Source organism: Micromonospora coxensis, assembly GCF_900090295.1.
GTDB lineage: Bacteria > Actinomycetota > Actinomycetes > Mycobacteriales > Micromonosporaceae > Micromonospora > Micromonospora coxensis.
This window is the reverse complement of sequence record NZ_LT607753.1, coordinates 2,151,531-2,174,433: the sequence shown is the minus strand read 5'-3', so window position 1 is coordinate 2,174,433 and position 22,903 is coordinate 2,151,531. Positions and strand designations below refer to the sequence as shown.

At 73.6% G+C, this 22,903-nt stretch carries 17 protein-coding genes; 12 read left to right on the top strand and 5 right to left on the bottom strand.

Features of this window, described 5'->3' with window-relative positions:
• Positions 1-50: 50 nt before the first annotated feature.
• Genes GA0070614_RS09650 through GA0070614_RS09640 form a run of 3 tightly spaced genes read left to right on the top strand, consistent with a single transcriptional unit; the run spans position 51 to position 4,509 of the window.
• On the top strand, positions 51-2,663 hold the full coding sequence (locus tag GA0070614_RS09650) for a valine--tRNA ligase (protein WP_088975639.1): 2,613 nt from the start codon (positions 51-53) through the stop codon (positions 2,661-2,663).
• A complete protein-coding gene (locus GA0070614_RS09645; protein ID WP_088975638.1) occupies positions 2,660-3,994 on the top strand; it encodes a bifunctional folylpolyglutamate synthase/dihydrofolate synthase in 1,335 nt (444 codons plus the stop codon). Before GA0070614_RS09650 ends, GA0070614_RS09645 begins: the two co-directional genes overlap by 4 nt.
• Entirely contained in the window at positions 3,991-4,509 is a 519-nt protein-coding gene (locus tag GA0070614_RS09640) for a DUF4233 domain-containing protein (RefSeq protein ID WP_088975637.1), read from the top strand. Before GA0070614_RS09645 ends, GA0070614_RS09640 begins: the two co-directional genes overlap by 4 nt.
• A gap of 10 nt (positions 4,510-4,519) precedes the next feature.
• On the opposite strand, the gene GA0070614_RS09635 is transcribed toward GA0070614_RS09640, so the two are convergent.
• Positions 4,520-5,800, bottom strand: a complete 1,281-nt coding sequence (locus GA0070614_RS09635; RefSeq protein WP_088975636.1) for a VOC family protein — start codon at positions 5,798-5,800, stop codon at positions 4,520-4,522.
• A gap of 142 nt (positions 5,801-5,942) precedes the next feature.
• Between GA0070614_RS09635 and ndk the strand changes: the two genes are divergently transcribed.
• Entirely contained in the window at positions 5,943-6,368 is a 426-nt protein-coding gene (ndk, locus tag GA0070614_RS09630; protein WP_088975635.1) for a nucleoside-diphosphate kinase, read from the top strand.
• A 53-nt stretch (positions 6,369-6,421) separates the two neighbouring features.
• Here the strand turns inward: ndk and GA0070614_RS09625 are convergent, their stop codons facing one another.
• The 3 genes from GA0070614_RS09625 to GA0070614_RS09615 all read right to left on the bottom strand — a co-directional run bounded on the left by GA0070614_RS09625 (position 6,422) and on the right by GA0070614_RS09615 (position 9,058).
• Positions 6,422-7,246 carry a hypothetical protein gene (locus tag GA0070614_RS09625; protein ID WP_088975634.1) on the bottom strand — a complete coding sequence of 275 codons (825 nt, stop codon included), beginning with the start codon at positions 7,244-7,246 and terminating at the stop codon, positions 6,422-6,424.
• 80 nt (positions 7,247-7,326) lie between these two features.
• Positions 7,327-7,767, bottom strand: a complete 441-nt coding sequence (locus GA0070614_RS09620; RefSeq protein WP_088975633.1) for a carboxymuconolactone decarboxylase family protein — start codon at positions 7,765-7,767, stop codon at positions 7,327-7,329.
• 280 nt (positions 7,768-8,047) lie between these two features.
• Positions 8,048-9,058, bottom strand: coding sequence for an ArsR family transcriptional regulator (locus GA0070614_RS09615; protein WP_088975632.1), 1,011 nt, complete (start codon positions 9,056-9,058; stop codon positions 8,048-8,050).
• A gap of 363 nt (positions 9,059-9,421) precedes the next feature.
• Between GA0070614_RS09615 and ileS the strand changes: the two genes are divergently transcribed.
• Positions 9,422-12,568, top strand: coding sequence for an isoleucine--tRNA ligase (gene ileS, locus GA0070614_RS09610; protein WP_088975631.1), 3,147 nt, complete (start codon positions 9,422-9,424; stop codon positions 12,566-12,568).
• Between the two features lie 135 nt (positions 12,569-12,703).
• A complete protein-coding gene (locus tag GA0070614_RS09605) occupies positions 12,704-13,396 on the top strand; it encodes a lysophospholipid acyltransferase family protein (RefSeq protein WP_088975630.1) in 693 nt (230 codons plus the stop codon).
• A gap of 10 nt (positions 13,397-13,406) precedes the next feature.
• Here GA0070614_RS09605 and GA0070614_RS31085 read toward each other — a convergent pair whose 3' ends face one another.
• Positions 13,407-15,230 carry a hypothetical protein gene (locus tag GA0070614_RS31085; protein WP_088975629.1) on the bottom strand — a complete coding sequence of 608 codons (1,824 nt, stop codon included), beginning with the start codon at positions 15,228-15,230 and terminating at the stop codon, positions 13,407-13,409.
• Positions 15,231-15,392: 162 nt separating this feature from the next.
• Here GA0070614_RS31085 and GA0070614_RS09595 point away from each other — a divergent pair, with 162 nt between their 5' ends.
• From GA0070614_RS09595 to rpmA, 6 genes are all read left to right on the top strand, one after another.
• A complete protein-coding gene (locus tag GA0070614_RS09595) occupies positions 15,393-17,378 on the top strand; it encodes a TIGR03960 family B12-binding radical SAM protein (protein ID WP_088979340.1) in 1,986 nt (661 codons plus the stop codon).
• A 194-nt stretch (positions 17,379-17,572) separates the two neighbouring features.
• Positions 17,573-18,292 (top strand): TIGR03936 family radical SAM-associated protein, encoded by a 720-nt coding sequence (locus GA0070614_RS09590; RefSeq protein ID WP_088975628.1) that lies wholly within the window; start codon positions 17,573-17,575, stop codon positions 18,290-18,292.
• 132 nt (positions 18,293-18,424) lie between these two features.
• Positions 18,425-21,505, top strand: coding sequence for an Rne/Rng family ribonuclease (locus tag GA0070614_RS09585; RefSeq protein WP_088975627.1), 3,081 nt, complete (start codon positions 18,425-18,427; stop codon positions 21,503-21,505).
• A 126-nt stretch (positions 21,506-21,631) separates the two neighbouring features.
• Complete coding sequence (locus GA0070614_RS09580) at positions 21,632-22,123, top strand: hypothetical protein (protein WP_088975626.1); 492 nt, start codon at positions 21,632-21,634, stop codon at positions 22,121-22,123.
• 189 nt (positions 22,124-22,312) lie between these two features.
• Positions 22,313-22,627, top strand: a complete 315-nt coding sequence (gene rplU / locus GA0070614_RS09575; protein ID WP_088975625.1) for a 50S ribosomal protein L21 — start codon at positions 22,313-22,315, stop codon at positions 22,625-22,627.
• Between the two features lie 11 nt (positions 22,628-22,638).
• Entirely contained in the window at positions 22,639-22,893 is a 255-nt protein-coding gene (gene rpmA / locus GA0070614_RS09570) for a 50S ribosomal protein L27 (RefSeq protein WP_088975624.1), read from the top strand.
• Positions 22,894-22,903: the final 10 nt, after the last annotated feature.

Here is a 22,903-nt window from a genome sequence, read left to right as displayed (position 1 = left end):
TGACAGGTGGCGCACGTCAGGTCCGCCGAAGCGCTCCGTAGACTTTCAGGGTGACCGAGAGACTGGATGCCCGACGCCCCGACGCCCCGACCCTTGCCGGCCAGTACCAGCCCGGCGAGGTAGAGCAGCGACGGTACGAGCAGTGGGTAGCCGCCGGCCACTTCCGGGCGTCGGCGGAGAGCGACAAGCCCCCCTTCACCATCGTCATCCCGCCGCCCAACGTCACCGGCTCCCTGCACATGGGCCACGCGCTGGACCACACCGTCCAGGACGCGCTGGTCCGCCGCAAGCGGATGCAGGGCTTCGAGGCGCTCTGGCTGCCCGGCATGGACCACGCCGGCATCGCCACCCAGAACGTCGTCGAGCGGCAGCTCGCCGGCCAGGGGCTGTCCCGGCACGACCTCGGCCGGGAGAAGTTCGTCGAGCGGGTCTGGCAGTGGAAGGGCGAGTCCGGCGGCGCGATCCTCGGCCAGATGCGCCGCCTCGGCGACTCCGTCGACTGGGACCGTGAGCGCTTCACCATGGACGAGGGCCTGTCCCGCGCGGTGCAGACCATGTTCAAGAAGCTCTACGACGACGGGCTGATCTACCGGGCCAACCGGATCATCAACTGGTGCCCGCGCTGCCTCACCGCCCTGTCCGACATCGAGGTGGAGCACACCGACGACGAGGGCGAGCTGATCTCGATCCGGTACAGCGACGACGTCGTCGTCGCCACCACCCGGGCCGAGACGATGCTCGGTGACACCGCGGTCGCCGTGCACCCGGACGACGAGCGGTACCGGCACCTGATCGGCACGGAGGTCGCCGTCCCGCTGACCGACCGGCGGATCCCGATCGTCGCCGACGAGCACGTCGACCCGGCGTTCGGCACCGGCATGGTCAAGGTGACCCCGGCGCACGACCCGAACGACTTCGAGATCGGCCAGCGGCACGGCCTGCCGTCCCTGACGATCATGGACGAGCGCGGCGTGATCACCGCGCACGGCCCGTTCCAGGGCCTGGACCGGTACGAGGCGCGGCCGGCAATCGTCGCCGCGCTGCGCGAGCAGGGCCGGATCGTGGCCGAGAAGCGGCCGTACGTGCACGCGGTCGGGCACTGCTCGCGTTGCCGTACGACGGTGGAGCCGCGCCTGTCGCTGCAGTGGTTCGTCAACACCGCCCCGCTGGCCGAGGCGGCCGGTGACGCGGTCCGCGACGGCCGGGTGAAGATCGAGCCGGCGGAGCTGGCCAAGCGCTACTTCGCCTGGGTCGACAACATGCACGACTGGTGCATCTCCCGCCAGCTCTGGTGGGGCCACCGCATCCCGGTCTGGTACGGCCCGAACGACGAGATCGTCTGCGTCGGTCCGGACGAGCAGCCGCCCAGCGGCGAGGGCTGGCGTCAGGACGAGGACGTCCTGGACACCTGGTTCTCCAGCGGGCTGTGGCCGTTCTCCACCCTGGGCTGGCCCGAGCAGACGCCGGACCTGGCGAAGTTCTACCCGACCAGCGTGCTGGTCACCGGGTACGACATCCTCTTCTTCTGGGTCGCCCGGATGATGATGTTCGGCCTGTACGCGATGGACGGCCGGCAGCCGTTCGACACGGTGGCCCTGCACGGCATGGTCCGCGACCAGCACGGCAAGAAGATGTCCAAGTCGTTCGGCAACGTGGTCGACCCGCTGGACTGGATCGACCGGTACGGCGCCGACGCCACCCGCTTCACCCTGGCTCGCGGCGCGAACCCCGGCGGGGACGTGCCGGTCAGCGAGGACTGGTGCCAGGGCTCCCGCAACTTCTGCAACAAGCTCTGGAACGCCACCCGGTTCGCGCTGCTCAACGGCGCGCACACCGACGGGCCGCTGCCGACGGACCTCTCCACCGTGGACCGGTGGATCCTGTCCCGGCTGGCGCACGTCACCGCCGAGGTGGACGAACAGTTCGAGGCGTACGAGTTCGCGAAGGTCTGCGACCTGCTCTACCACTTCGCCTGGGACGACGTCTGCGACTGGTACGTGGAGCTGAGCAAGCCGGTGCTCGCCGAGGGCGGTCCGGCGGCCGAGGCCACCCGGCGGGTGCTCGGACACGTGCTGGACCAGCTGCTGCGGCTGCTGCACCCGGTCATCCCGTTCGTCACCGAGGAGCTGTGGACCGCGCTCACCGGCGGCGAGACGATCATGACGGCGGCCTGGCCGGTCGCCGACCGGGGCGGGATCGACGACGCCGCCGAGCGGGAGATCGGCACCGTGCAGCGGGTGGTGACCGAGATCCGGCGGTTCCGCTCCGACCAGGGCCTGCGCCCGACCCAGCGGGTCGCCGCCCGGCTCGACGGGTTGACCGTCGCCGGCGTCGCGGCCCACGAGCGGCTGATCCGCTCCCTGGTCCGACTCGACGCCCCCGGCGACGGCTTCCAGGCCAGCGCCACCCTCGCCATGCCCGGCGAGGTCTCCGTCGAGCTGGACACCCGGGGCTCGATCGACGTCGCGGCGGAGCGGGCCCGGCTGACCAAGGACCGCGCCGCCGCCGAGAAGGAGGCCGCGCAGGCCCGCGCGAAGCTGGACAACCCGGCCTTCGTGGGCAAGGCCCCGGAGCCGGTGGTCGCCAAGATCCGCGAACGGCTGGCGGTGGCCGAAGCGGACCTGGTCCGGATCGACGCCGCCCTGGAGGCGCTGTCCTCGTGACCGACCGTACCGATTTCGCCGCCGTCGACGCCGAGCTGGCCGCCCGGGGCTTCACCCGCATGGTGTTCGAGCTGGACCGCATCGAGTCCCTGCTCGACCTGCTCGGCAGCCCGCAGCGGGCGTACCCGTCGATCCATCTGACCGGGACCAACGGCAAGACCTCGACCGCCCGGATGATCGACTCGCTGCTGCGGGCGTTCGGCCTGCACACCGGCCGCTACACCAGCCCGCACCTGGAGTCGGTCCGGGAACGGATCAGCCTGGACGGTGAGCCGGTCAGCGAGGACCGCTTCGTCACCGTGTACCGCGAGGTGGCGCCGCTGGCCGAGCTGGTGGACCAGCGCTCGTCCGAGCCGCTGACCTACTTCGACATGACCACGGCGCTGGCGTTCGCCACCTTCGCCGACGCGCCCGTCGACGTGGCGGTGGTCGAGGTGGGGCTCGGGGGTGCCGAGGACGCCACAAACGTGCTCCAGGCCGGGGTGGCGGTGCTGACCCCGATCGGCCTCGACCACACCGAGTGGCTCGGCGACACGCTGGAGGACATCGCCCTGCACAAGGCGGGCATCATCCACCAGGGCGCGACCGTGATCGCGGCGGCGCAGGAGGAGGAGGCCGCCCGGCCGATCCTGGAGCGGTGCGCCGAGGTCGGCGCGACCGTCGCCCGGGAGGGCTCCGAGTTCGGCGTGCTGCGCCGGGCCGTCGCCGTCGGCGGCCAGGTGCTGACCATCCAGGGCCTCGGCGGGGTGTACGAGGAGATCTTCATCCCGCTGCACGGGGCGCACCAGGCGCAGAACGCGGCGGTGGCGCTGGCCGCCGTCGAGGCGTTCCTCGGGGCGGGGGCGCGGCGGCAGCTCGACATCGAGGCCGTCCGCGAGGGCTTCGCCGCCGCCAGCTCGCCCGGCCGGCTGGAGAAGGTGCGCACCGCGCCGACGGTCCTGCTCGACGGGGCGCACAACCCGCACGGGATGAGCGCCACCGTCACCGCCCTGCAGGAGGAGTTCGCGTTCAGCAAGCTGGTCGGGGTGCTCGCCGTACTGGCGGACAAGGACGCCGCCAGCCTGCTGGAGCTGCTGGAGCCGGTGCTCGACTCGATCGTGGTGACCCGCAACAGCTCGCCCCGGGCGATGCCGGCCGACGAGCTGGCCGAGTTGGCCCGGGAGGTCTTCGGGCCGGAGCGGGTGCAGGTCACCGACGAGATGCCGGACGCGATCGAGGCGGCCGTCGCCGAGGCGGAGTCGGACGTCCCGGGCGAGCTGGCCGGGGTGGGCGTCCTGATCACCGGTTCGGTGGTGACCGTGGCCGACGCCCGACGGCTGCTCAAGCGATGACCGGCCCGGTGGAGGACGGCCCCGGCGTCGGGCCCGCGAACCGGGACTCCGCGCCGCAGACCGGCGGCCCGGAGCGGACCGGCGATGCGCGGACCGGCCCCGAGCGGACCGGCGACGCGCGGACCGGCCCCGAGCGGGTCGGCGACGAGGGGACCGGTGGCGAGCAGCCGGGGCGGCGGCGTTCCGGGCTGCGCAACCCGGTGAAGGCGGTCCGGGGCCTCGGCGCCGGGACGCTGGCCCTGGAGGCGGTCGTGCTGCTGCTCGCCATCCAGCCGATCCGGGTGGTCGGCGGGGAGCTGGGCGGCGGCGCCGTCGCGGTGATCGTGACCCTCGCGGTCGCCTGCGTGGTGCTGGCCGGCCAGATGGGTCGGTCCTGGGCGTGGCACGGCGGCACCGTGCTCCAGGGACTGCTGATGCTCGCCGGCCTGCTGCACTGGTCGCTGCTGGTGCTGGGGATCATCTTCGCCCTGGTGTGGGCGTACGCGCTGCACGTCCGCCGGGTCATCCTCGGCTGACCCGGCGCGGTCAGGCCTCGGCGCGCTCCCGCCACTGGGTCAGGGCGATGCCGTGCCCGTCCGGGTCGCGGAAGGCGGCAGCCCAGACCTCCAGGCGGCTGCCCCGGTTGACCACTCGGGGCGCGTAGGTGAACTTGACGCCGGACTCCCTGAGCCGCCGGTAGGCCGCGTCGATGTCGTCCACCTCCAGGTTGACGTGCACCAGGCGGCGGCTGATCGGGGCGGCCTCGGTGATCTCCCGCAGCACCAGGCGGGTGCTGCCGGAGGCGAGCACCGCGTTGCCGGAGCCCCGGTCCACCTCGGTGAAGCCGAGCGACCGGTAGAAGTCGAGCGAGCGGGACAGGTCGGTGACCAGGAGGGTCAGCCCGACGCCGCTGATCGGGGCGCTCTCGTCGTCGGCGTCCGCGACGGTCTCCGGGTCGTAGCCGAAGATCGCCTCGTCCAGCTCGTCGGGGTTGATCCGGTCGGCCGGCTGCGGGTCGTCCAACGGGACGTCGATCGGGTCGACCGGCGCGGCGTCGAAGCGCTCCTCGGCGGGCGGGCGCGGCGCGGGGGTGGCCCGGCGGGGCAGCGTGCCCCCGGCCTGCGGCTGCTCGACGACGATGCCCTCCAGGACGACCGGGCCGCCCGGACGCTGGTGCACCACCACGGGCTCCCGCTCCTCGGTGAGCACCGGGTCGCCGACCGGGTCGCCCAGCGGGTCGGCCGGCGGCGGGTCGCGGAAGTCGTCGCGCAGGTCGTCGTGGAAGTCGTCGTCGGCGCTGCGACCGGCCCACGGCGGTGCCTCCTGGGCGATCAGCACCTCCTCGACGGGTTCGGCGTCGGCGTACTCGGGGGGCAGGTCGGTCATGGCGGCGGACTCGGAGTGGGTGGGCACCTCGTCCCAGAGGACCCGGATGTGCCGCTGGTCGTCCAACGCCACCCGGATCGGCAGGGTCTGCCCCAGCGACGGCCACTTCGCCACCGGCACCCGCGGCTCGATGATCTTCTTCGAGCGGGGTGGCAGACCCGGCGCGTCGATCACCAGTTGCAGCTCGCACCGGCCGAAGGCGTACTGGGTGGGCGGCTCGGAGGCGCTGTGCACGTGCCCGACACCGATCACCCAGGTGCGTCCACCGCCGCGCACGGTGGCCAGGGCGACGGCCAGCACCAGCAGGGCCACGCCGAGGGCCACGATCGCCCAGCTCGTCATGCCGAGACCGAACAGCACGACGAACGTCGCCACGGTGCCGAGCACCGCGGCGATCAGCTTGCGGACCGGCGCGATGGGTCGGTTCCCGCCATTCGCCACAGTGGACCTCCCAGGGGTCAGGGCCAGGCTAGGCCGGATCGGCAGCCGAGGGAAGGCGCAGCCGCCGCGCCGACGCCGGGACCGGGTCGCTAGGCTGACCGTACCCAGCCCGGCCGCCTTCCGCGCACAGGAGGAACCCAGCGTGTCCAGCAGCAGCCCGGACGAGCGCACGCTCGTACTGATCAAGCCGGACGCGGTCCGCCGCGGTCTGGTCGGCGAGATCATCTCCCGATTCGAGCGCAAGGGCCTGCGGATCGACGCCATGCAGACGCGGACGCTGGACGGGGGCTTCGCCGACCAGCACTACGCCGAGCACGTGGACAAGCCGTTCTACCCGCCGCTGAAGGCGTTCATGACCGGTGGACCGCTGGTCGCGCTGGTGCTCGCCGGCGACCAGGTGATCGAGGTGGTCCGGGCCATGATCGGCGCGACGGACGGCCGCAAGGCCGCCGCCGGCACCATCCGGGGTGACTTCTCCCTGTCCAACCGGGAGAACCTGGTGCACGCCTCGGACTCCACCGACAGCGCCAAGCGCGAGATCGCGCTCTGGTTCCCCGAGCTGGGCTGAACCGTTCCGGTCGACCGGCGGTCCGATCGTGCCGCCGGTCGACGGTCCCCGGGTCAGCCGGTGGCCGAAGGGGCGGGCCGGGCAGGGAGCTTGTCCAGTTCCCGGATGGTGCGCTGCGCCATCGCCAGCGCCCGCGTGCGGGCCTCCGCCGTGATCTTCCGTCCGTCCTCGGGACGGCCGGGGCGGGCGCAGAGCACGGACGCCTCGACGAGGTATCCGCGATGGCGGGTGATCACCCGCGCGTGCCCGAGCAGGGGGTACCTGCCGTCCGCGTCGAGTTCGTCGGCGTCGACGCTCATGGTCGCCACCGCCGCGGTGCCGCCGCCGAGCCGTGCCGTGTCGCTGGCGGACCGGTACCCGATCGTGCCCGGGCTGGGCACGTCGACCCTGTGCACGGCGCCGCCGGTGCACTTCTGCGCCCGTAGCGTGTCGAAGTAGCGCTCCACCCGCTGCGGCCCGCCGGTGGCGTCCGGCCGTACCGGGGCGACGGTCAGTTCGCCGATCGCCTCGGCCCGCTGGCCGCCGGAGCGGTACCCGACCGGTCGGGTCCTGGCGTCGACCCGGAAGAAGGACCGGACCTCGACCGGGGTGCCGTAGCCGCCGTTGAGCGGTCGCGGCGGGTCGCAGAGCGCCAGCTGCACCACCGTCGTGGAGTCGGGCACGTACCCGGGCGCGGTCACCTCCTTGACCGGGCCCAGGCCGCCCGCGGCTCGGCGGACCGCGTCGGCGACCGCCGTGTCGTCGTGTTCGGGGACCGGCTCGGGCGAGCGGCTGGGCGACGGGTCGGCGGTGGCCGTCGCCGTGGACGGCGTGCGCGAACCGCAGCCGGTGAGCGTGAGAGCCAGCACCAGGGCAGCGGAGATCGATCGGGTACGCACGCGCTTCCTCCCCCGTCGGCGTGTCCGCAAGCGACTCTAGGACATCCCACGGGAGAGGAAAGCCCCGTGCGCCCGGGCGGTCAGCCCTGCGCCGGAGGCTGCGTGCGGCAGGTGACCGCGATCCGGTTCCACACGTTGATGGTGGCGATCGCCGTCACCAGGTCGGCCAGCTCCTTCTCCGACCAGACCTTCGCGGCGGCGTCCCACACGTCGTCCGGCACGCCGTGCTCGCCGAGCCGGGTGACCGCGTCGGTCAACGCCAGCGCGGTGCGCTCCCGCTCGTCGAAGAACGGCGCCTCGCGCCACGTCGACACCGCGAACAGCCGCCGGCTCGACTCGCCGGCGGCCAGCGCGTCACGGCTGTGCATGTCGACGCAGTACGCGCAGCCGTTGAGCATCGACGCCCGCAGCTTCACCAGCTCCAGCACGCCGTGCTCGACGGTTGCCCGGACGTACTTCTCCAGCCCCAGCACGGCCTGGAACGCCTCCGGCGCCACCTCGGCCATGTTCATCCGCTGCATGACAACCTCCCTGTTCGGCTCGGACAGGGACCAGACGGGGCGGCGACGGCAGGCGTGACGGCCCCGGGCGGTGACGATGGTCATAGGTCGCGCCCGGGCGAGGGCGGGAACGGGCCGGGCAGCTCCCCGTGTCGGCCGTGCCGACGCTGCGGACCGCTCCCGCTCCACGCGACGGGCCGGCCCGGGCGGACGCGGGGCGGCCACCGGGCGGGCGGTGCTGCGCGAACCACGCTAGGCACCACCGCCGGGCGACGCCATCGATTCGGGAGCGGCCGAATCCTCAGGCGGTGGTCCGGACCTGCTCGCCGGAGAGCAGACCCAGCAGCGCGGTCCCGGCGGGTTCCAACCCGTACAGCACCCGGCGGCCGACCCGGCGGCGGTGCACGACGCCCGCGGCGAGCAGCGCGGACAGATGCTCGGAGACGGTGCTCGGGGCCAGCCCGAGGGCACCGGCCAGGCCGGCGGTGGTGGCCGGGCGGACCAGTGCCCGCAACACCGTGGCCCGGCCCCGGCCGAGCAGCAGCGCCAGCCGGTCGGAACCGGCCCCCGGGGCGTCGGCCGACCCGCCGGCCAGCACCCCGGCCCCCCGGGCCGGGTAGGACACCGCCAGCACGCCCGGGTGGTCGGTGTAGAGGCCCAGTCCGGTACCGGAGAAGATCAGCGGGACGAGCAGCAGTCGTCGGTCGACGGCGTGCACCTCCTGCTCCCACGACTTGGCCACCGTGAGCACCGGCCGCTCCCACCGGGCCATCACGTGCAGGTCGGCCAGGAGCGCATCCGGCCCGTCGGCCGCCAGCGACCGGGCCCGGTGCAGCACCTCCTCGTCCAGGGCCGCCCGCATCGCCGGCCACCAGGGCGCGAGCGTCGCGTCCCACCAGGCGAGCAGCTCGTCGGCGACCCGGTCGAGGGTGCCGCGCGGATCGGTGGCGTACGGGCGCAGCCACGCCGGGCCGCCGTCCGGCCAGTGCCGGCGCAGCTGCTCCGCGACCAGTTCCTCCGGGGTCTCCCGCAGCGCGGTGAGTTCCTCGTCCAGGCTGGGCGCGGCGGTGGGCGGGAGCGGGCTGAGGAAGTCCGGCAGGTCCGCCCCGGCGTCGAGATAGACCCGGATCGGCGCCGACGCCGGCAGCCCGGCCAGCACCCGCCGGGCCTGACGGGCCCACTCGGTGTACGGCCACGGCAGCTCGCCCGGGTTGCGGCACAGCATCCAGAAGCCGGTCTGGATCTCCCACAGCGGACTGACCGCGAGCCGGGTACGGGCCACCGTCGCGTCGTCCAGGTGGATCCGGATCACCCGGGGAGGCTACCGCCGGTGCGGGCCGGATCGACAGCGTCGCGGGCTCCGGCCACCCTCCGGGGCGGGTGTGTCCCGGCGATACTCGGCGGCGGGCCGACCACCCGGTCGAGTACCCTGGATCGCACAGGCGACGACCCGGCCATCACCGGTGAGCCTCCGGAAGAACAGCCGGGTGACCGGCCCAGTAGAACCGGACGGGTCCGGCCCGTCACAGCCGGCCAACGAGCGGGCGGTCGATCCTGACCGCCAAGCGGGGTGGTACCGCGGGCCTGCCCCGGGGGCGCCGGACGGCGTACCCGGAAACGGCTCGTCCTCGCAGACCCACGACACCGTGAGAGCTGCTGAGGAGAGCGACCCCCGATGGCCTATCCGTTGCACGACCCGACTGCCGCCGGTGTCCCGGCGAGCCCGGACCTGCCCGCGGTCGAGCGCCGGGTGCTGGAGCACTGGACGGCCGACAAGACCTTCGAGGCCAGCGTCGAGGCCCGTCCCGCCGGTGACCAGGGCAAGGACGAGTACGTCTTCTACGACGGCCCGCCGTTCGCCAACGGCCTGCCGCACTACGGCCACCTCTTCACCGGCTACGTCAAGGACGTGGTGCCGCGCTACCAGACCATGCGCGGGCGGCGGGTCGAGCGGCGCTTCGGCTGGGACTGTCACGGCCTGCCCGCCGAGGTGGTCGCCGAGAAGCAGCTCGGCATCACCAGCAAGGCGGAGATCCTCGACCTCGGCGTGGCCCGGTTCAACGAGGCCTGCCGCACCTCCGTGCTGGAGTTCACCCAGGACTGGGAGCGTTACGTCACCCGGCAGGCCCGCTGGGTCGACTTCGCCAACGACTACAAGACCCTCGACCTGGACTACATGGAAAGCGTCATGTGGGCCTTCAAGACCCTGCACGACAAGGGTCTGGTCTACGAGGGCTTCCGGGTGCTGGCGTACTGCTGGCGCTGCGAGACGCCGCTGTCGAACACCGAGACCCGGATGGACGACGTCTACCGGGACCGGCACGACCCGACGCTGACGGTGTGGTTCGGGCTGACCCCGGACGACACCGCCCCGGAGCTGGTCCGGGGCCCGGTGAAGCTGGGCGTCTGGACCACCACGCCGTGGACCCTGCCGTCGAACCTGGCGCTCGCCGTCGGCCCGGACATCGAGTACGCGGTGCTGGAACGCGACGGGGACCGCCACGTCGTCGGCGCCGCGCGGCTGGCCGCGTACGCCAAGGAGCTGGAGGGGTACGAGCAGGTCGGTTCCGTGTTCGGCCGGGACCTGGTCGGCCGCCGCTACACGCCGCTCTACGACTTCCTCGTCGAGCAGGCCGGGGAGAACGCGTACCAGGTGCTCGGCGCGGAGTTCGTCACCACCGAGGACGGCACCGGGATCGTCCACCTGGCCCCGGCCTTCGGCGAGGACGACCAGAACGTCTGCAACGCGGCCGGCATCCCGACCGTGGTGACCGTCGACGACCACACCCGGTTCACCGCGCTGGTCCCGCCGTACCAGGGTGAGCAGGTCTTCGACGTCAACAAGCCGGTGATCCGGGAGCTGAAGGAGCGGGGGGTGGTGCTCAAGCAGGACACCTACACCCACTCGTACCCGCACTGCTGGCGCTGCGACACCCCGCTGGTCTACAAGGCGGTGTCGTCCTGGTTCGTCGCGGTGACGCAGTTCAAGGACCGGATGGTCGAGCTGAACCAGCAGATCAACTGGACCCCGGGGCACATCAAGGACGGCTCGTTCGGCAAGTGGCTGGCCAACGCCCGGGACTGGTCGATCAGCCGGAACCGGTTCTGGGGCTCGCCGATCCCGGTGTGGAGGTCCGACGACCCGACCTACCCCCGGGTCGACGTGTACGGCTCGCTGGCCGACATCGAGCGGGACTTCGGCGTACGCCTGACCGACCTGCACCGGCCGGCGGTGGACGACCTGGTCCGCCCCAACCCGGACGACCCGACCGGCAGGTCGACGATGCGTCGGGTGCCGGAGGTGCTGGACTGCTGGTTCGAGTCCGGCTCGATGCCGTTCGCCCAGGTGCACTACCCGTTCGAGAACCGCGACTGGTTCGAGCACCACTACCCGGGCGACTTCATCGTCGAGTACATCGGACAGACCCGCGGCTGGTTCTACACCATGCACGTGCTGGCCACCGCGCTGTTCGACCGGCCGGCGTTCCGCAACTGCCTCAGCCACGGCATCCTGCTCGGCTCCGACGGGCGCAAGATGTCCAAGAGCCTGCGTAACTACCCGGACGTGTACCACGTCTTCGACGCGTACGGCTCGGACGCGATGCGCTGGATGCTGATGTCCTCGCCGGTGCTGCGCGGTGGCGACATGCCGGTGACCGAGGCGGGCATCCGGGACGCCGTGCGGCAGGTGCTGCTGCCGCTGTGGAACGTCTGGTACTTCTTCTCGCTCTACGCCAACGCGGACGGCCACACCGCCCGCCGTCGCACCGACTCGACGCACCTGCTCGACCGGTACGTGCTGGCGAAGACGCGTGAACTGGTCGAGACGGTCGGCGCGCAGATGGACGCGTACGACATCTCCGGCGCCTGCGCCAGCGTCCGGTCCTACCTGGACGCGCTGACCAACTGGTACGTGCGCCGCTCCCGGGACCGGTTCTGGTCCGGCGACGCGGAGGCGTTCGACACGCTGTGGACGGTGCTGGAGACGCTCTGCCGGGTGCTGGCGCCGCTGGCGCCGCTGACCGCGGAGGAGATCTGGCGCGGCCTCACCGGCGAGCGGTCGGTGCACCTGACCGACTGGCCGTCCGCCGAGGAGTTCCCCGCCGACCACGAGCTCGTGGCGGCGATGGACGCGGTGCGCGACGTCTGCTCGGCGGCGCTGTCGCTGCGCAAGGCGAAGGGGCTGCGGGTGCGGCTGCCGCTGTCGAAGCTGACCGTGGCCTCGCCGGTCGCGGCGACCCTGCGTCCCTTCGCCGACGTGGTCGCCGACGAGGTCAACGTGAAGGCGGTGGACTTCTCCGAGCAGGTGCAGACCTACTGCCAGCAGGTGCTGACCGTGGTGCCCCGCGCGCTCGGCCCCCGGGTCGGCAAGCAGGTGCAGCAGGTCATCAAGGCGGTCAAGGCGGGGGAGTGGGAGCTGGTCGACGGCGCCCCGGTCGCCGCCGGGGTCACCCTCGCCGAGGGTGAGTACGAGCTGCGCCTGGTCGCCGCCGACGCCGAGCACTCCGCGCCGCTGCCCGGCGGCGAGGGCGTGGTCGTGCTGGACACCGAGGTCACCCCGGAGCTGGCCGCCGAGGGGCTGGCCCGCGACGTGGTCCGGGTGGTGCAGCAGGCGCGCCGCGACGCCGACCTCGACGTCTCGGACCGGATCGTGGTGGCGCTGTCCGGCTCCGAGGAGGTCCGGGCCGCCGTGTCGGCGTACCGGGACTTCGTGGCCCGGGAGGTGCTGGCCGACACCGTCGACTTCGCCGAGGGCGTCGACGGCTTCGCCGGCGAGGTCGGCGAGGGCGAGCGGGTGACGGTGGCCGTCCGGCGGGTATGACCTGCTGAGCGAGGTGGTCCGGTGGCGTCCGCGCCGCCGGACCACCTGCTGTGATCCCGCGCCACCCCCTCGGTAGGGGGCGCGCCCGTCCGCTACCGTGACACCGCCTGTTCACGTACGACCGCCGGAGGACCAGTGCCCCTGCTCTACACCATCGGCAAGCTCACCGTGGCGCCCGCGCTCCGGTTGGCCTTCCGTCCGACCGTGGAGGGGTTGGAGCACATCCCGGAGACCGGGGGAGCGATCTTCGCCGGCAACCACCTCTCCGTCGCCGACGAACTCTTCCTCGGCACGGTGGTCCCCCGGCACCTGGCGTTCTGGGCCAAGTCGGAGTACTTCAAGGGCACCGGGCCCAAGGGGGCGTTCTCCAAGTTCGTCCTCACCGGCCTCGGCGCGATCCCGGTCGAGCGGGCCGGCGGCCGCGCGGCGCTGTCCGCGTTCGACGCCGCCATCCCCGCGCTGCGGGGCGGCGATCTGGTGGCCGTGTACCCGGAGGGGACCCGCTCCCCGGACGGGCGACTGTACCGGGGGCGCACGGGCGCGGCCCGGCTGGCGGTGGCGGCCGGCGTACCGATCATCCCGGTCGGCATGATCGGCACCGACCGGGCCCAGCCGATCGGCGCGCGGGTGCCGCGACCGGGCCGAGCGAAGATCATCGTGCGGTTCGGCAAGCCGCTGGACTTCACCGGCCGTCCGGACGACCGCACCTCGCTGCGGGCGATGACCGACGAACTCATGGCCGAGATCCAGAAGCTCACCGGCCAGGAGTACGTCCACCGCTACGCGCCCCGGCGCGGCGAGCCCACCCCGGGCGAGTCCCCCTCCTGACCCGACCCGGTCAGCCCTGGCTCGGGGCGATGATCTCGGCGCGCAGGGTGTCCAGCAGGCGGGCGCTGTCGTCGACCGAGAGCCGGGTGAACACGCCCGTGGTGATGCTGCCGTGGTCGACCGAGGTGCAGACCACCACGTCGTCGCCGTCCGCGCGGCCCGTCGCGCAGCGGCCGTGCCGGCCGCGTACGCCGGTGTCCACCTGCTCCGGGCTGCCCAGCCCGTACGTGCCGGTGAGCCGGGTCATCTCGTCGTCGGCGTCCGACTCCGGGGTGATCCGGAAGCCGGTCGCGCCGAACACCGTCACCCGCTTGCCGTCGCCGGTGCGGTAGACCCCGGCGAAGACGTCCTCGGAGATCAGGTGCGCCCCGCGCACCTCGGCCTCGAGGCGCTTGACGGTCGCCGCGCTGCCGGTGTCGTCGCGCAGCGTCAGGTCGGCCACCTGGCCGGGCAGGGCGGCGTCGACCGGGTACTGCTCCCACATCGGCTTGCCGAACCATGCCGGGCAGCCGCAGCAGCAGGCCAGGCTGAGCAGCAGCACCCAGGGCCAGCGCCGCCGCTTGCGTACCGGGACGTACCCCTTGGGGGCCTGCCAGCCCGGCGGCGGCGTGGTCGGCTCCGGACGGCGGGCCTTGCGCTGCTTCGGCGGCCGGGTCGCCGGCGGTGCGGGAGGGGCGGGCGCCGGCCGGGGCGGCGGGGAGACCGGACGGGCCACCGGCGGGACCGGGTACGGCCGGGTCGGTGCCGGCGCCGGTCGGGGCGGCGGCGGTGGGGTCGGCCGGTGCGGCGCGGGCGGCGACACCGGGTGGTGCGGCGCGGGCGGCGGTGTGGCCTGGTGGTGCGGCGTGGCCTGGTAGGGGCGGGTGGCCGGGGGCGCCGGGTAGGACAGCGTCGGCGGCAGCGGAGGGAGCGGGTGGTCCAGCTCCCAGGAGCCGGTGTCCGCGCCCGCCCACGGGTCGACCGGAGCGCGGTGCTCGGGCAGGTCGGTCGGGGCCGGCGGCGGGACCGGGGTGGGCTCGGCCGACTCGCCCCAGCCACGGCGGCGCGGCGGCGGGGGCGGCACCGGCGCGGAGCCGCTCCAGCGGGGCGCGGGCGGCGGCTCGGGGTCGACCCGGGTGCCGTCCGGCGTCGGCTCGACCCGGGTGGGGTCCGGCGCCGTGGGTGGGACGGCCTCGACCCGCGTGGGCGCGGGCGCGGCCGGGGAGACGGGCTCGACGCGGGTGGGCTGTGGCGCGGCGGGTGGGACGGGTTCGGCCCGCGTGGGGTCCGGCGCGGCGGGCGGGACGGCGGCGTCGACGCGCGTAGGTGCGGGTGCGGCGGGGGACACCGGTTCGACCCGGGTGGGGTCCGGCGCGTCGACACGCGTGGCCGCGGCCCGGTCGGGCTCGGCCGCGGTCGGCTCGGCGGCGGTCGGCTCGGCTGCGGTGGGCTCGGCGGCGGTGGGCTCGGCCGCGGTGGGCTCGTCCGTGCCGGGTGCGCTCGCCGGACCCGGTGCGCCGGGCGCGGCGGCACCGGCCGATGCCGTGCCGGCCGGCTCGTCGGGTCGCGGGTCGGTCCGGCCCGGCTCGGCGGCGACGGGCTCGTCCGGGCGGTCGGGGTCCGCGTCGGCCGGCGCGTCGGGCCCCGGCGCGGTCGGACGTACGTCGCCCGGCGAGGTGGCCCCGGCCTGGTCGGCGGGGAGCTCACGGGTGTCCTCCGGGCCCGTGCGGGGTCCGGCCGGCGGGGGTACGGGAGAGGGCGTCGGCTCGTCGGCGACGGCCGGCTCCCGGCCCGGATCGGTCACCGGCGTGCTCCCCTCGGCCGGCCGGTCCGGACCCGGCTGCGGCTGCGGCATCGCGGCAATCTCCTCTCGCGCCGGTCCGAGGTTAGTACCGGCGTGCCAACGTCCGCGATCCGCGTCCCGTCCGCCCGGCTGCCGGAGGAGTCCACCGCGCCCCGGGCGGTGCTGCCCGGTGCGCCGTGGTCGCCGGCCGGTGGACGCGTACCCTTGGGCATCATGAGTGCCCCGTCCACGACGCCGCGCCCCGCCGCGTCCAACTCGATCTGGCCCCGGCTGGAGCCGCTGCTGCCCCAGGTGACCAAGCCCATCCAGTACGTCGGTGGCGAGCTGGGCGCGGTGGTCAAGGACTGGGACGCGGCGACCGTGCGCTGGGCGCTGATGTACCCCGACGCGTACGAGGTGGGCCTGCCCAACCAGGGCGTCCAGATCCTCTACGAGGTGCTCAACGAGCTGCCCGACGTGCTCGCCGAGCGGACGTACGCGGTCTGGCCGGACCTGGAGAAGCTGATGCGCGCCCACGGCGTGCCGCAGTTCACCGTCGACGCCCACCGCTCGGTGCGCGACTTCGACGTGTTCGGTGTCTCGTTCTCCACCGAACTGGGCTACACCAACCTGCTCACCGCGATCGACCTGGCCGGCATCCCGATGCTCGCCGCCGACCGCACCGACGCCGACCCGGTGATCGTGGCCGGCGGGCACGCCGCGTTCAACCCGGAGCCGATCGCCGACTTCGTCGACGCCGCCGTGCTCGGCGACGGCGAGGAAGCGGTCCTGGAGATCACCACGATCGTCCGGGAGTGGAAGTCGGAGGGCTCGCCCGGCGGCCGGGACGAGCTGCTGCTGCGGCTGGCCCGCACCGAGAGCGTCTACGTGCCGCGCTTCTACGACGTGGACTACCTGCCGGACGGCCGGATCCAGCGGGTCGTGCCGAACCGCCCGGACGTGCCGTTCCGGGTGCACAAGCGCACGACGATGGACCTGGACGCCTGGCCGTACCCGAAGAAGCCCCTCGTCCCGCTGGCCGAGACGGTGCACGAGCGGTACGCGGTGGAGATCTTCCGGGGCTGCACCCGGGGCTGCCGGTTCTGCCAGGCCGGCATGATCACCCGCCCGGTGCGGGAGCGCTCGATCACCACGGTCGGCCAGATGGTGCAGCAGGGGCTGGAGTTCTCCGGTTTCCACGAGGTGGGGCTGCTGTCGCTGTCGTCGGCCGACCACTCGGAGATCGGCGACATGTGCTCCGGCCTGGCCCAGCAGTACGAGGGCACCAACGTCTCGCTCTCGCTGCCGTCGACCCGGGTGGACGCGTTCAACATCGACCTGGCGCAGGAGCTGTCCCGCAACGGGCGGCGCACCGGTCTGACCTTCGCCCCCGAGGGCGGGTCGGAGCGGATCCGCAAGGTCATCAACAAGATGGTGTCGAAGGAAGACCTCATCCGCACCGTCGTGACCGCGTACACCAACGGCTGGCGGCAGGTGAAGCTCTACTTCATGTGCGGCCTGCCCACCGAGACGGACGAGGACGTCCTCGAGATCGCCGACATGGCGCACGAGGTGATCCGGGCCGGCCGGGCCGCCACCGGCTCCAAGGACATCCGCTGCACGGTCTCCATCGGCGGGTTCGTGCCGAAGCCGCACACCCCGTTCCAGTGGGCGGCGATGGAGCGGCCGGAGGTCATCGACGGCCGGCTCAAGCTGCTGAAGCAGGCGATCAACGCGGACCGCTCGCTGGGCCGGGCGATCGGTTTCCGGTACCACGACGGCGAGCCGTCGCTGATCGAAGGCCTGCTCAGCCGTGGTGACCGCCGGGTCGGCGCGGTGATCCGCAAGGTCTGGGAGAACGGCGGCCGCTTCGACGGCTGGAGCGAGCACTTCTCGTACCGCCGCTGGGTGGAGGCCGCCGACGAGGTGCTGCCGACCTTCGGCGTCGACCTCGACTGGTACACCACCCGGGAGCGCGACGAGCTGGAGGTCCTGCCCTGGGACCACCTCGACTCCGGCCTGGACAAGGACTGGCTCTGGCAGGACTGGCAGGACTCGCTCGCCGAGTACGAGCAGGACGACTGCCGCTGGACCCCGTGCTTCGACTGCGGCGTCTGCCCGTCGATGGACACCGAGATCCAGATCGGCCCGACCGGGAAGAAGCTGCTGCCGCTCACCCCGGTCAACGGGCTGAAGGCCCCCGCCGGCGCCCCGCAGTGACCGTCCGGAGCGGGCGCGCCGCGGGTCCTCCGCGCGCCGCCCGCTCCGCCCGCTGATCATGAAGTTATCGTCTGCGGCACGGCGTGTCGCCGCCAACGTCATGATCAACCGGTTCTGACCGAACGAGGAGCACGACGATCAGTAGGAAACCACAGCCGGAGGGCGGGCAGGCGCCGGTCGTCCAGCGCGTCCGGATCCGGTACGCCAAGCGCGGGCCGTTGCGGTTCACCTCGCACCGGGACTTCGCCCGGGCCTTCGAGCGGGCGCTGCGCCGGGCCGGGGTGCCGATCGCCTTCTCCCAGGGCTTCACCCCGCACCCCAAGATCTCGTACGCCAGCGCGGCCCCCACCGGCGTGGCCAGCGAGGCCGAGTACCTGGAGATCGGGCTGCGTGAGCCGGTCGACCCGGAGCAGCTGCGCGCCGCGCTGGACGCCGCGCTCTCGCCCGGCCTGGACGTGCTCGACGCGGTGGTCGCCAACGGGGGCAGCCTGGCCGACCGGATCGAGGCCTCGCACTGGCGCATCGAGCTGCCGGAGGTGGAGCCGGCCGCGCTGGAGCGCGCGGTCGCCGCCTTCACCGCCGCCGACGAGGTGTCGGTCGAGCGGATGACCAAGCAGGGCCGGCGCACCTTCGACGCCCGCGCTGCCGTCATGAGCATCGATGTGCTCCCGCCCGCGGAGACGCCTTCCGGGGCCCCGGGCGTGTCGTGTGCGATACTCGAACTGGTCGTGCGGCAGGTCACCCCGTCCGTACGGCCCGATGACGTCCTTTCCGGCCTCCGCGTGGTGGCCGACCTGGAGCCGCCGGTCTCGCCCAGGGTGATCCGGCTGGCGCAGGGCACGTTGACCGCGCAGGGCGAGATCGTGGATCCGTTGGACGCGGACCGCGACGGGGCAACCATCGGGGAACACTGACCGTCGGTCAGCGTTCCAGGCAGGCAGACTTCGGCGGTCGCGCACCTCGCGCGCCCGGCGGAAACACTTTTGCGGCGACCCTGCGTGGCAGCGCTCACCCGCGCCCGGGGCAGCCAGAACTGGAGAACCTCCATGCTCGAGAACGAGCCCGAGGGTGGCGAACGGACCGGTTCACAGCCGGCCGGCGACACCGCCGACAGCACCGCCACGACCGGCAGCAGCCCGGAGACCCCGCCGGCCGAGGCCGCGGAGGCGCCGAAGCGTCGCCGCGCCACCCGGCGCAAGGTCGCTCCGCTGAGCCAGCCGGAGCAGCCGGAGGTGCCCGCCGAGGCGCCGACCGCCGCCGCGTCGGCCACCGACGAGACGCACCAGGCCGAGGTGATCGTCCCGGTCGCCGGTGAACTGGACACCGCGCCGAAGACCACCCGTCGCCGGCGGAAGGCGACACCCGCTAAGGCGGCGGCCGAGGAGCCGATCGTGGCGACCGGGGTGGAGGAGCCCTCCGCCGAGGTCGTGCCGCCGGTGAAGGTGACCCGTACCCGGCGTCGCAAGGCCGCCGCCCCGGCGGTGGAGACGCCCGCCGAGGCCCCGCCGACCGCCGAGGTCCTCGCCCCGTCCGGCGCGCCCGTCGAGGTCGTGACCCCGGCGGTGGAGACCGAGGAGCCGGCCGTCGAGGCGGCGGCCCCCACCGAGCCGACCGTCGCCGACGAGGAACTCGCCGAGGAGGAGCCCGCCGAGATCGCGGCGCGGGCCGAGGCCACCGAAGCGGCCGCCACCGACTCGGGGGCCGCCGTGCCGGCCGTCGCCGCGTCCGGCGCCGAGAGCCGGGCCGGCGAGGTCCCGCCCGGGGTGAGCGTGCCCGGCGGCGAGCAGCCGGTGGAGCAGGCCGAGCCGGCGCCGCGCACCCGCCGGCGCCGCGCCGCGCTCTCCGCGCCGACCGTGCTCTTCATGGCCCCCCAGCCCGAGGAACTGCCGACCTTCCGGGTGGTCGAGCCCGGCCCGCTGGCCGAGGTCGCCGAGGAGGAGCCGGCCGAGACCGGCCGCCGTCGCCGCCGTGGCCGTCGCGAGGCCGAGCCGGTCGAGGCCGCCGAGGTCGAGGAGGAGACCACCGCCGAGGACGAGGAGGCCGCCGCCGAGGACGAGGACGAGGACGAGACCGCCGCCGGGCGTCGCCGTCGTCGTCGTGGTCGCCGGGGCCGTGGCCGCGGCAAGGGTGGCGCCGACGAGGCCGACGAGGAGGAGGGCGAGGAGGCCGCCCAGGTCGAGGCCGAGGAGGCCGAGACCGAGGAGGGCGAGGAGGAGGAAGGCGAGGGCGACGGGATGACCCGCCGCCGTCGCCGTCGCCGCCGCCGGGGCGCCGGGGACGCCGAGGGGGGCGCCGACGACGGCGTGCCGACCGTCGTCAAGATCCGTGAGCCGCGCAAGGCCGTCGACGAGGTGCAGGGCGTCTCCGGCTCGACCCGGCTGGAGGCCAAGCGCCAGCGCCGCCGGGACGGCCGCGAGCAGCGGCGCACCCGCCCGCCGATCCTCAGCGAGTCGGAGTTCCTGGCCCGCCGGGAGGCGGTCGACCGGGTGATGGCGGTACGCCAGCGCGGCGACCGCACCCAGATCGCCGTCCTCGAGGACGGTGTGCTGGTCGAGCACTACGTCACCCGCAACTCCTCCGGCACCATGGCCGGCAACGTCTACCTCGGCAAGGTGCAGAACGTCCTGCCCAGCATGGAGGCGGCCTTCGTCGACATCGGGCGCGGCCGCAACGCCGTGCTGTACGCCGGCGAGGTGAACTGGGACACCACCGGCCTGGAGGGGCGGGCCCGCTCGATCGAGCAGGCGCTGCGCTCCGGCGACTCGGTGCTGGTCCAGGTCACCAAGGACCCGATCGGGCACAAGGGCGCCCGGCTGACCAGCCACATCGCGCTCTCCGGCCGGCACCTGGTCTACGTGCCCAACGGCAACGCCTCCGGGATCAGCCGCAAGCTGCCCGACACCGAGCGCAAGCGGCTGCGCGACGTGCTGAAGAAGCTGGTGCCGGACGGCGCCGGGGTGATCGTCCGCACGGCTGCCGAGGGCGCCAGCGAGGACGAGCTGGCCCGGGACGTCAAGCGGCTCCAGGCGCAGTGGGAGGACATCCAGGCCAAGGCGGCCGAGGGTGGCGCCCCGGTGCTGCTCTACGAGGAGCCGGACCTGGTCATCCGGGTCGTCCGGGACCTGTTCAACGAGGACTTCCGCGAGCTGGTCATCGAGGGCGAGCAGCCGTACGACATGGTCGAGTCGTACCTGTCGCACGTCTCGCCCGACCTGGTCGCCCGGCTGCGCCGGCACGTCGGCACCTCCGACGTCTTCGCCGAGTACCGCATCGACGAGCAGATCATCAAGGGGCTGGACCGCAAGGTCTTCCTCCCCTCGGGCGGCTCGCTGGTGATCGACCGGACCGAGGCGATGACCGTCGTCGACGTCAACACCGGCAAGTACACCGGCTCCGGCGGCAACCTGGAGGAGACGGTCACCCGCAACAACCTGGAGGCGGCCGAGGAGATCGTCCGTCAGCTCCGGCTGCGGGACATCGGCGGCATCGTGGTGATCGACTTCATCGACATGGTGCTGGAGTCCAACCGTGAGCTGGTGCTGCGCCGGCTGACCGAGTGCCTGGGCCGGGACCGGACCAAGCACCAGGTCACCGAGATCACCTCGCTCGGCCTGGTGCAGATGACCCGCAAGCGGATCGGCGCCGGGCTGCTGGAGGCGTTCAGCGAGCCCTGCGAGTGCTGCAAGGGTCGCGGCCTGATCATCCACACCGAGCCGGTGCCGGAGAAGCCGCGCTCCGGCGGCGCGGGGGAGAAGGTCAAGGCGGTCGCCTCGGCGGTGGCCCCCCCGCCGACCGAGCAGCCCGCCACGTCGACGCGCCGGCGCGCCCGCAAGGGCGCCGCCGCCGAGCGGACGGTGGTGGAGACGACCGAGGCTCCCGAGGTCGCCGCCCCCGCCACCGACGCCGAGTACCACGACACCATGGGCTACGACCTGTCCCGGTACGAGGCGGAGACGCCGGCCGCGCCGGCCGTCGCGGACGCCCAGGAGGGCGAGTCGGCCCGGCTGGCCGGGGCGGACGACCCGGACGCGCTGGGCGACGGCGACACCGACGAGGAGAGCGGTGAGGGCGGCACCGGCCGGCGCCGGTCCCGCCGGGGCGGCGCCCGTCGGCGTACCCGCCCGTGACCGGCTGACGTACGACGTCCGGCAGGGCCCCTTCCCCGGCAGCAGCGCCGGCGGGAGGGGCCCTGTCGCGTCCGGCCGGCCCGGCGGCCCCGGCTACGATCGGTCACCCCCGGCTAGGAGATGACAATGCGCCGCCTGCTCGCCGCCACCGTGGTGACCACCGTCCTGCTGACCGGCTCCGGTTGCTCCGGCGACCGGGCCGACGAGGCCGCCCCCACCGGCCCCGTCGGGCCGTCCGCCGCCGCGACCCTGCTGCCCTCCGCCCCGGTCAGCGTCGCGCCGGCCGGCGGCAACGGCCCGCAGGTCTGCGCCGAGGCCGAGGCTGCCTCCTCGACCGCCGTGCGGACGTACGTCGAGGAGTTGGGCAAGATGATCGCGGCGGTCGGCGCGAACGACAGCACCGGGGCGGAAACCGCCCGGAAGCGGGCGGAGTCGGCGCTGACCACCTGGCGGACGGCGCTGCGGCAGCAGTCCGCCAAGGCCACCGACCCGCAGCTGAGGACCCTGCTGACCGACCTCGCGACCGAGGTGGGCACGCTCGGCACCGACGTGGAGTCGATCGACGAGACCGAGCTGGACCGCCTCCAGCAGCGTCTCGACCAGCTCTGCGGCCGCTGACCGGCGGGGCCGGTTTGGGTGTCGGCCGGTGCATGGCGTACTCTTTCCTGCGGCGCACTTTGGTGTGCCGAGTTCCCGCGTGCCCGCGCCGCCGGTGTCACTGCTACCCGGCGAGTCGCCGTGGGAACGACCGACCGGCAACGGTGGGAAAAGACGCTAGCAGCCTCAACGACAGGGAGTCCGCCTCCGATGTACGCGATCGTCAAGACCGGCGGCAAGCAGTACAAGGTCGCCGAGGGCGACGTGATCGAGGTCGAGAAGCTCGTCGGTGCCCCCGGCGACGCGGTGAAGCTCACCGCGGTGCTCCTCGTCGACGGTGACGACCTGGTGACCGACGCGGCGAAGCTTGCCAAGGTCGCGGTGTCCGGCGAGATCGCCGCGCACACCAAGGGCCCGAAGATCCGGATCCACAAGTTCAAGAACAAGACCGGCTACCACAAGCGCCAGGGTCACCGCCAGCCGCTGACCCAGGTCAAGGTGACCGGCATCTCCAGCGGGAAGTAGGTCGTCCTCCAATGGCTCACAAAAAGGGTGCGTCCAGCTCGCGTAACGGCCGTGACTCCGCGGCCCAGCGACTCGGCGTGAAGCGCTTCGGTGGTCAGGTCGTCAGCGCGGGTGAGATCCTCATCCGTCAGCGTGGCACCAAGTTCCACCCCGGTGACCTGGTCGGCCGCGGCGGCGACGACACGCTCTTCGCGCTGGCCGCCGGTGCGGTCCAGTTCGGCACCAAGCGTGGTCGCAAGACCGTCAGCATCGTGCCGCAGCAGTAGTCTCACCGCG

Coding starts and splice junctions, on each gene's coding strand:
- GA0070614_RS09640 (WP_088975637.1), top strand. CDS start 3,991: ATGACCGGCCCGGTGGAGGACGGCCCCGGCGTCGGGCCCGCGAACCGG.
- GA0070614_RS09620 (WP_088975633.1), bottom strand. CDS start 7,767: ATGCAGCGGATGAACATGGCCGAGGTGGCGCCGGAGGCGTTCCAGGCC.
- ileS (WP_088975631.1), top strand. CDS start 9,422: ATGGCCTATCCGTTGCACGACCCGACTGCCGCCGGTGTCCCGGCGAGC.
- GA0070614_RS31085 (WP_088975629.1), bottom strand. CDS start 15,230: ATGCCGCAGCCGCAGCCGGGTCCGGACCGGCCGGCCGAGGGGAGCACG.
- GA0070614_RS09595 (WP_088979340.1), top strand. CDS start 15,393: ATGAGTGCCCCGTCCACGACGCCGCGCCCCGCCGCGTCCAACTCGATC.
- GA0070614_RS09585 (WP_088975627.1), top strand. CDS start 18,425: ATGCTCGAGAACGAGCCCGAGGGTGGCGAACGGACCGGTTCACAGCCG.
- GA0070614_RS09580 (WP_088975626.1), top strand. CDS start 21,632: ATGCGCCGCCTGCTCGCCGCCACCGTGGTGACCACCGTCCTGCTGACC.
- rplU (WP_088975625.1), top strand. CDS start 22,313: ATGTACGCGATCGTCAAGACCGGCGGCAAGCAGTACAAGGTCGCCGAG.
- rpmA (WP_088975624.1), top strand. CDS start 22,639: ATGGCTCACAAAAAGGGTGCGTCCAGCTCGCGTAACGGCCGTGACTCC.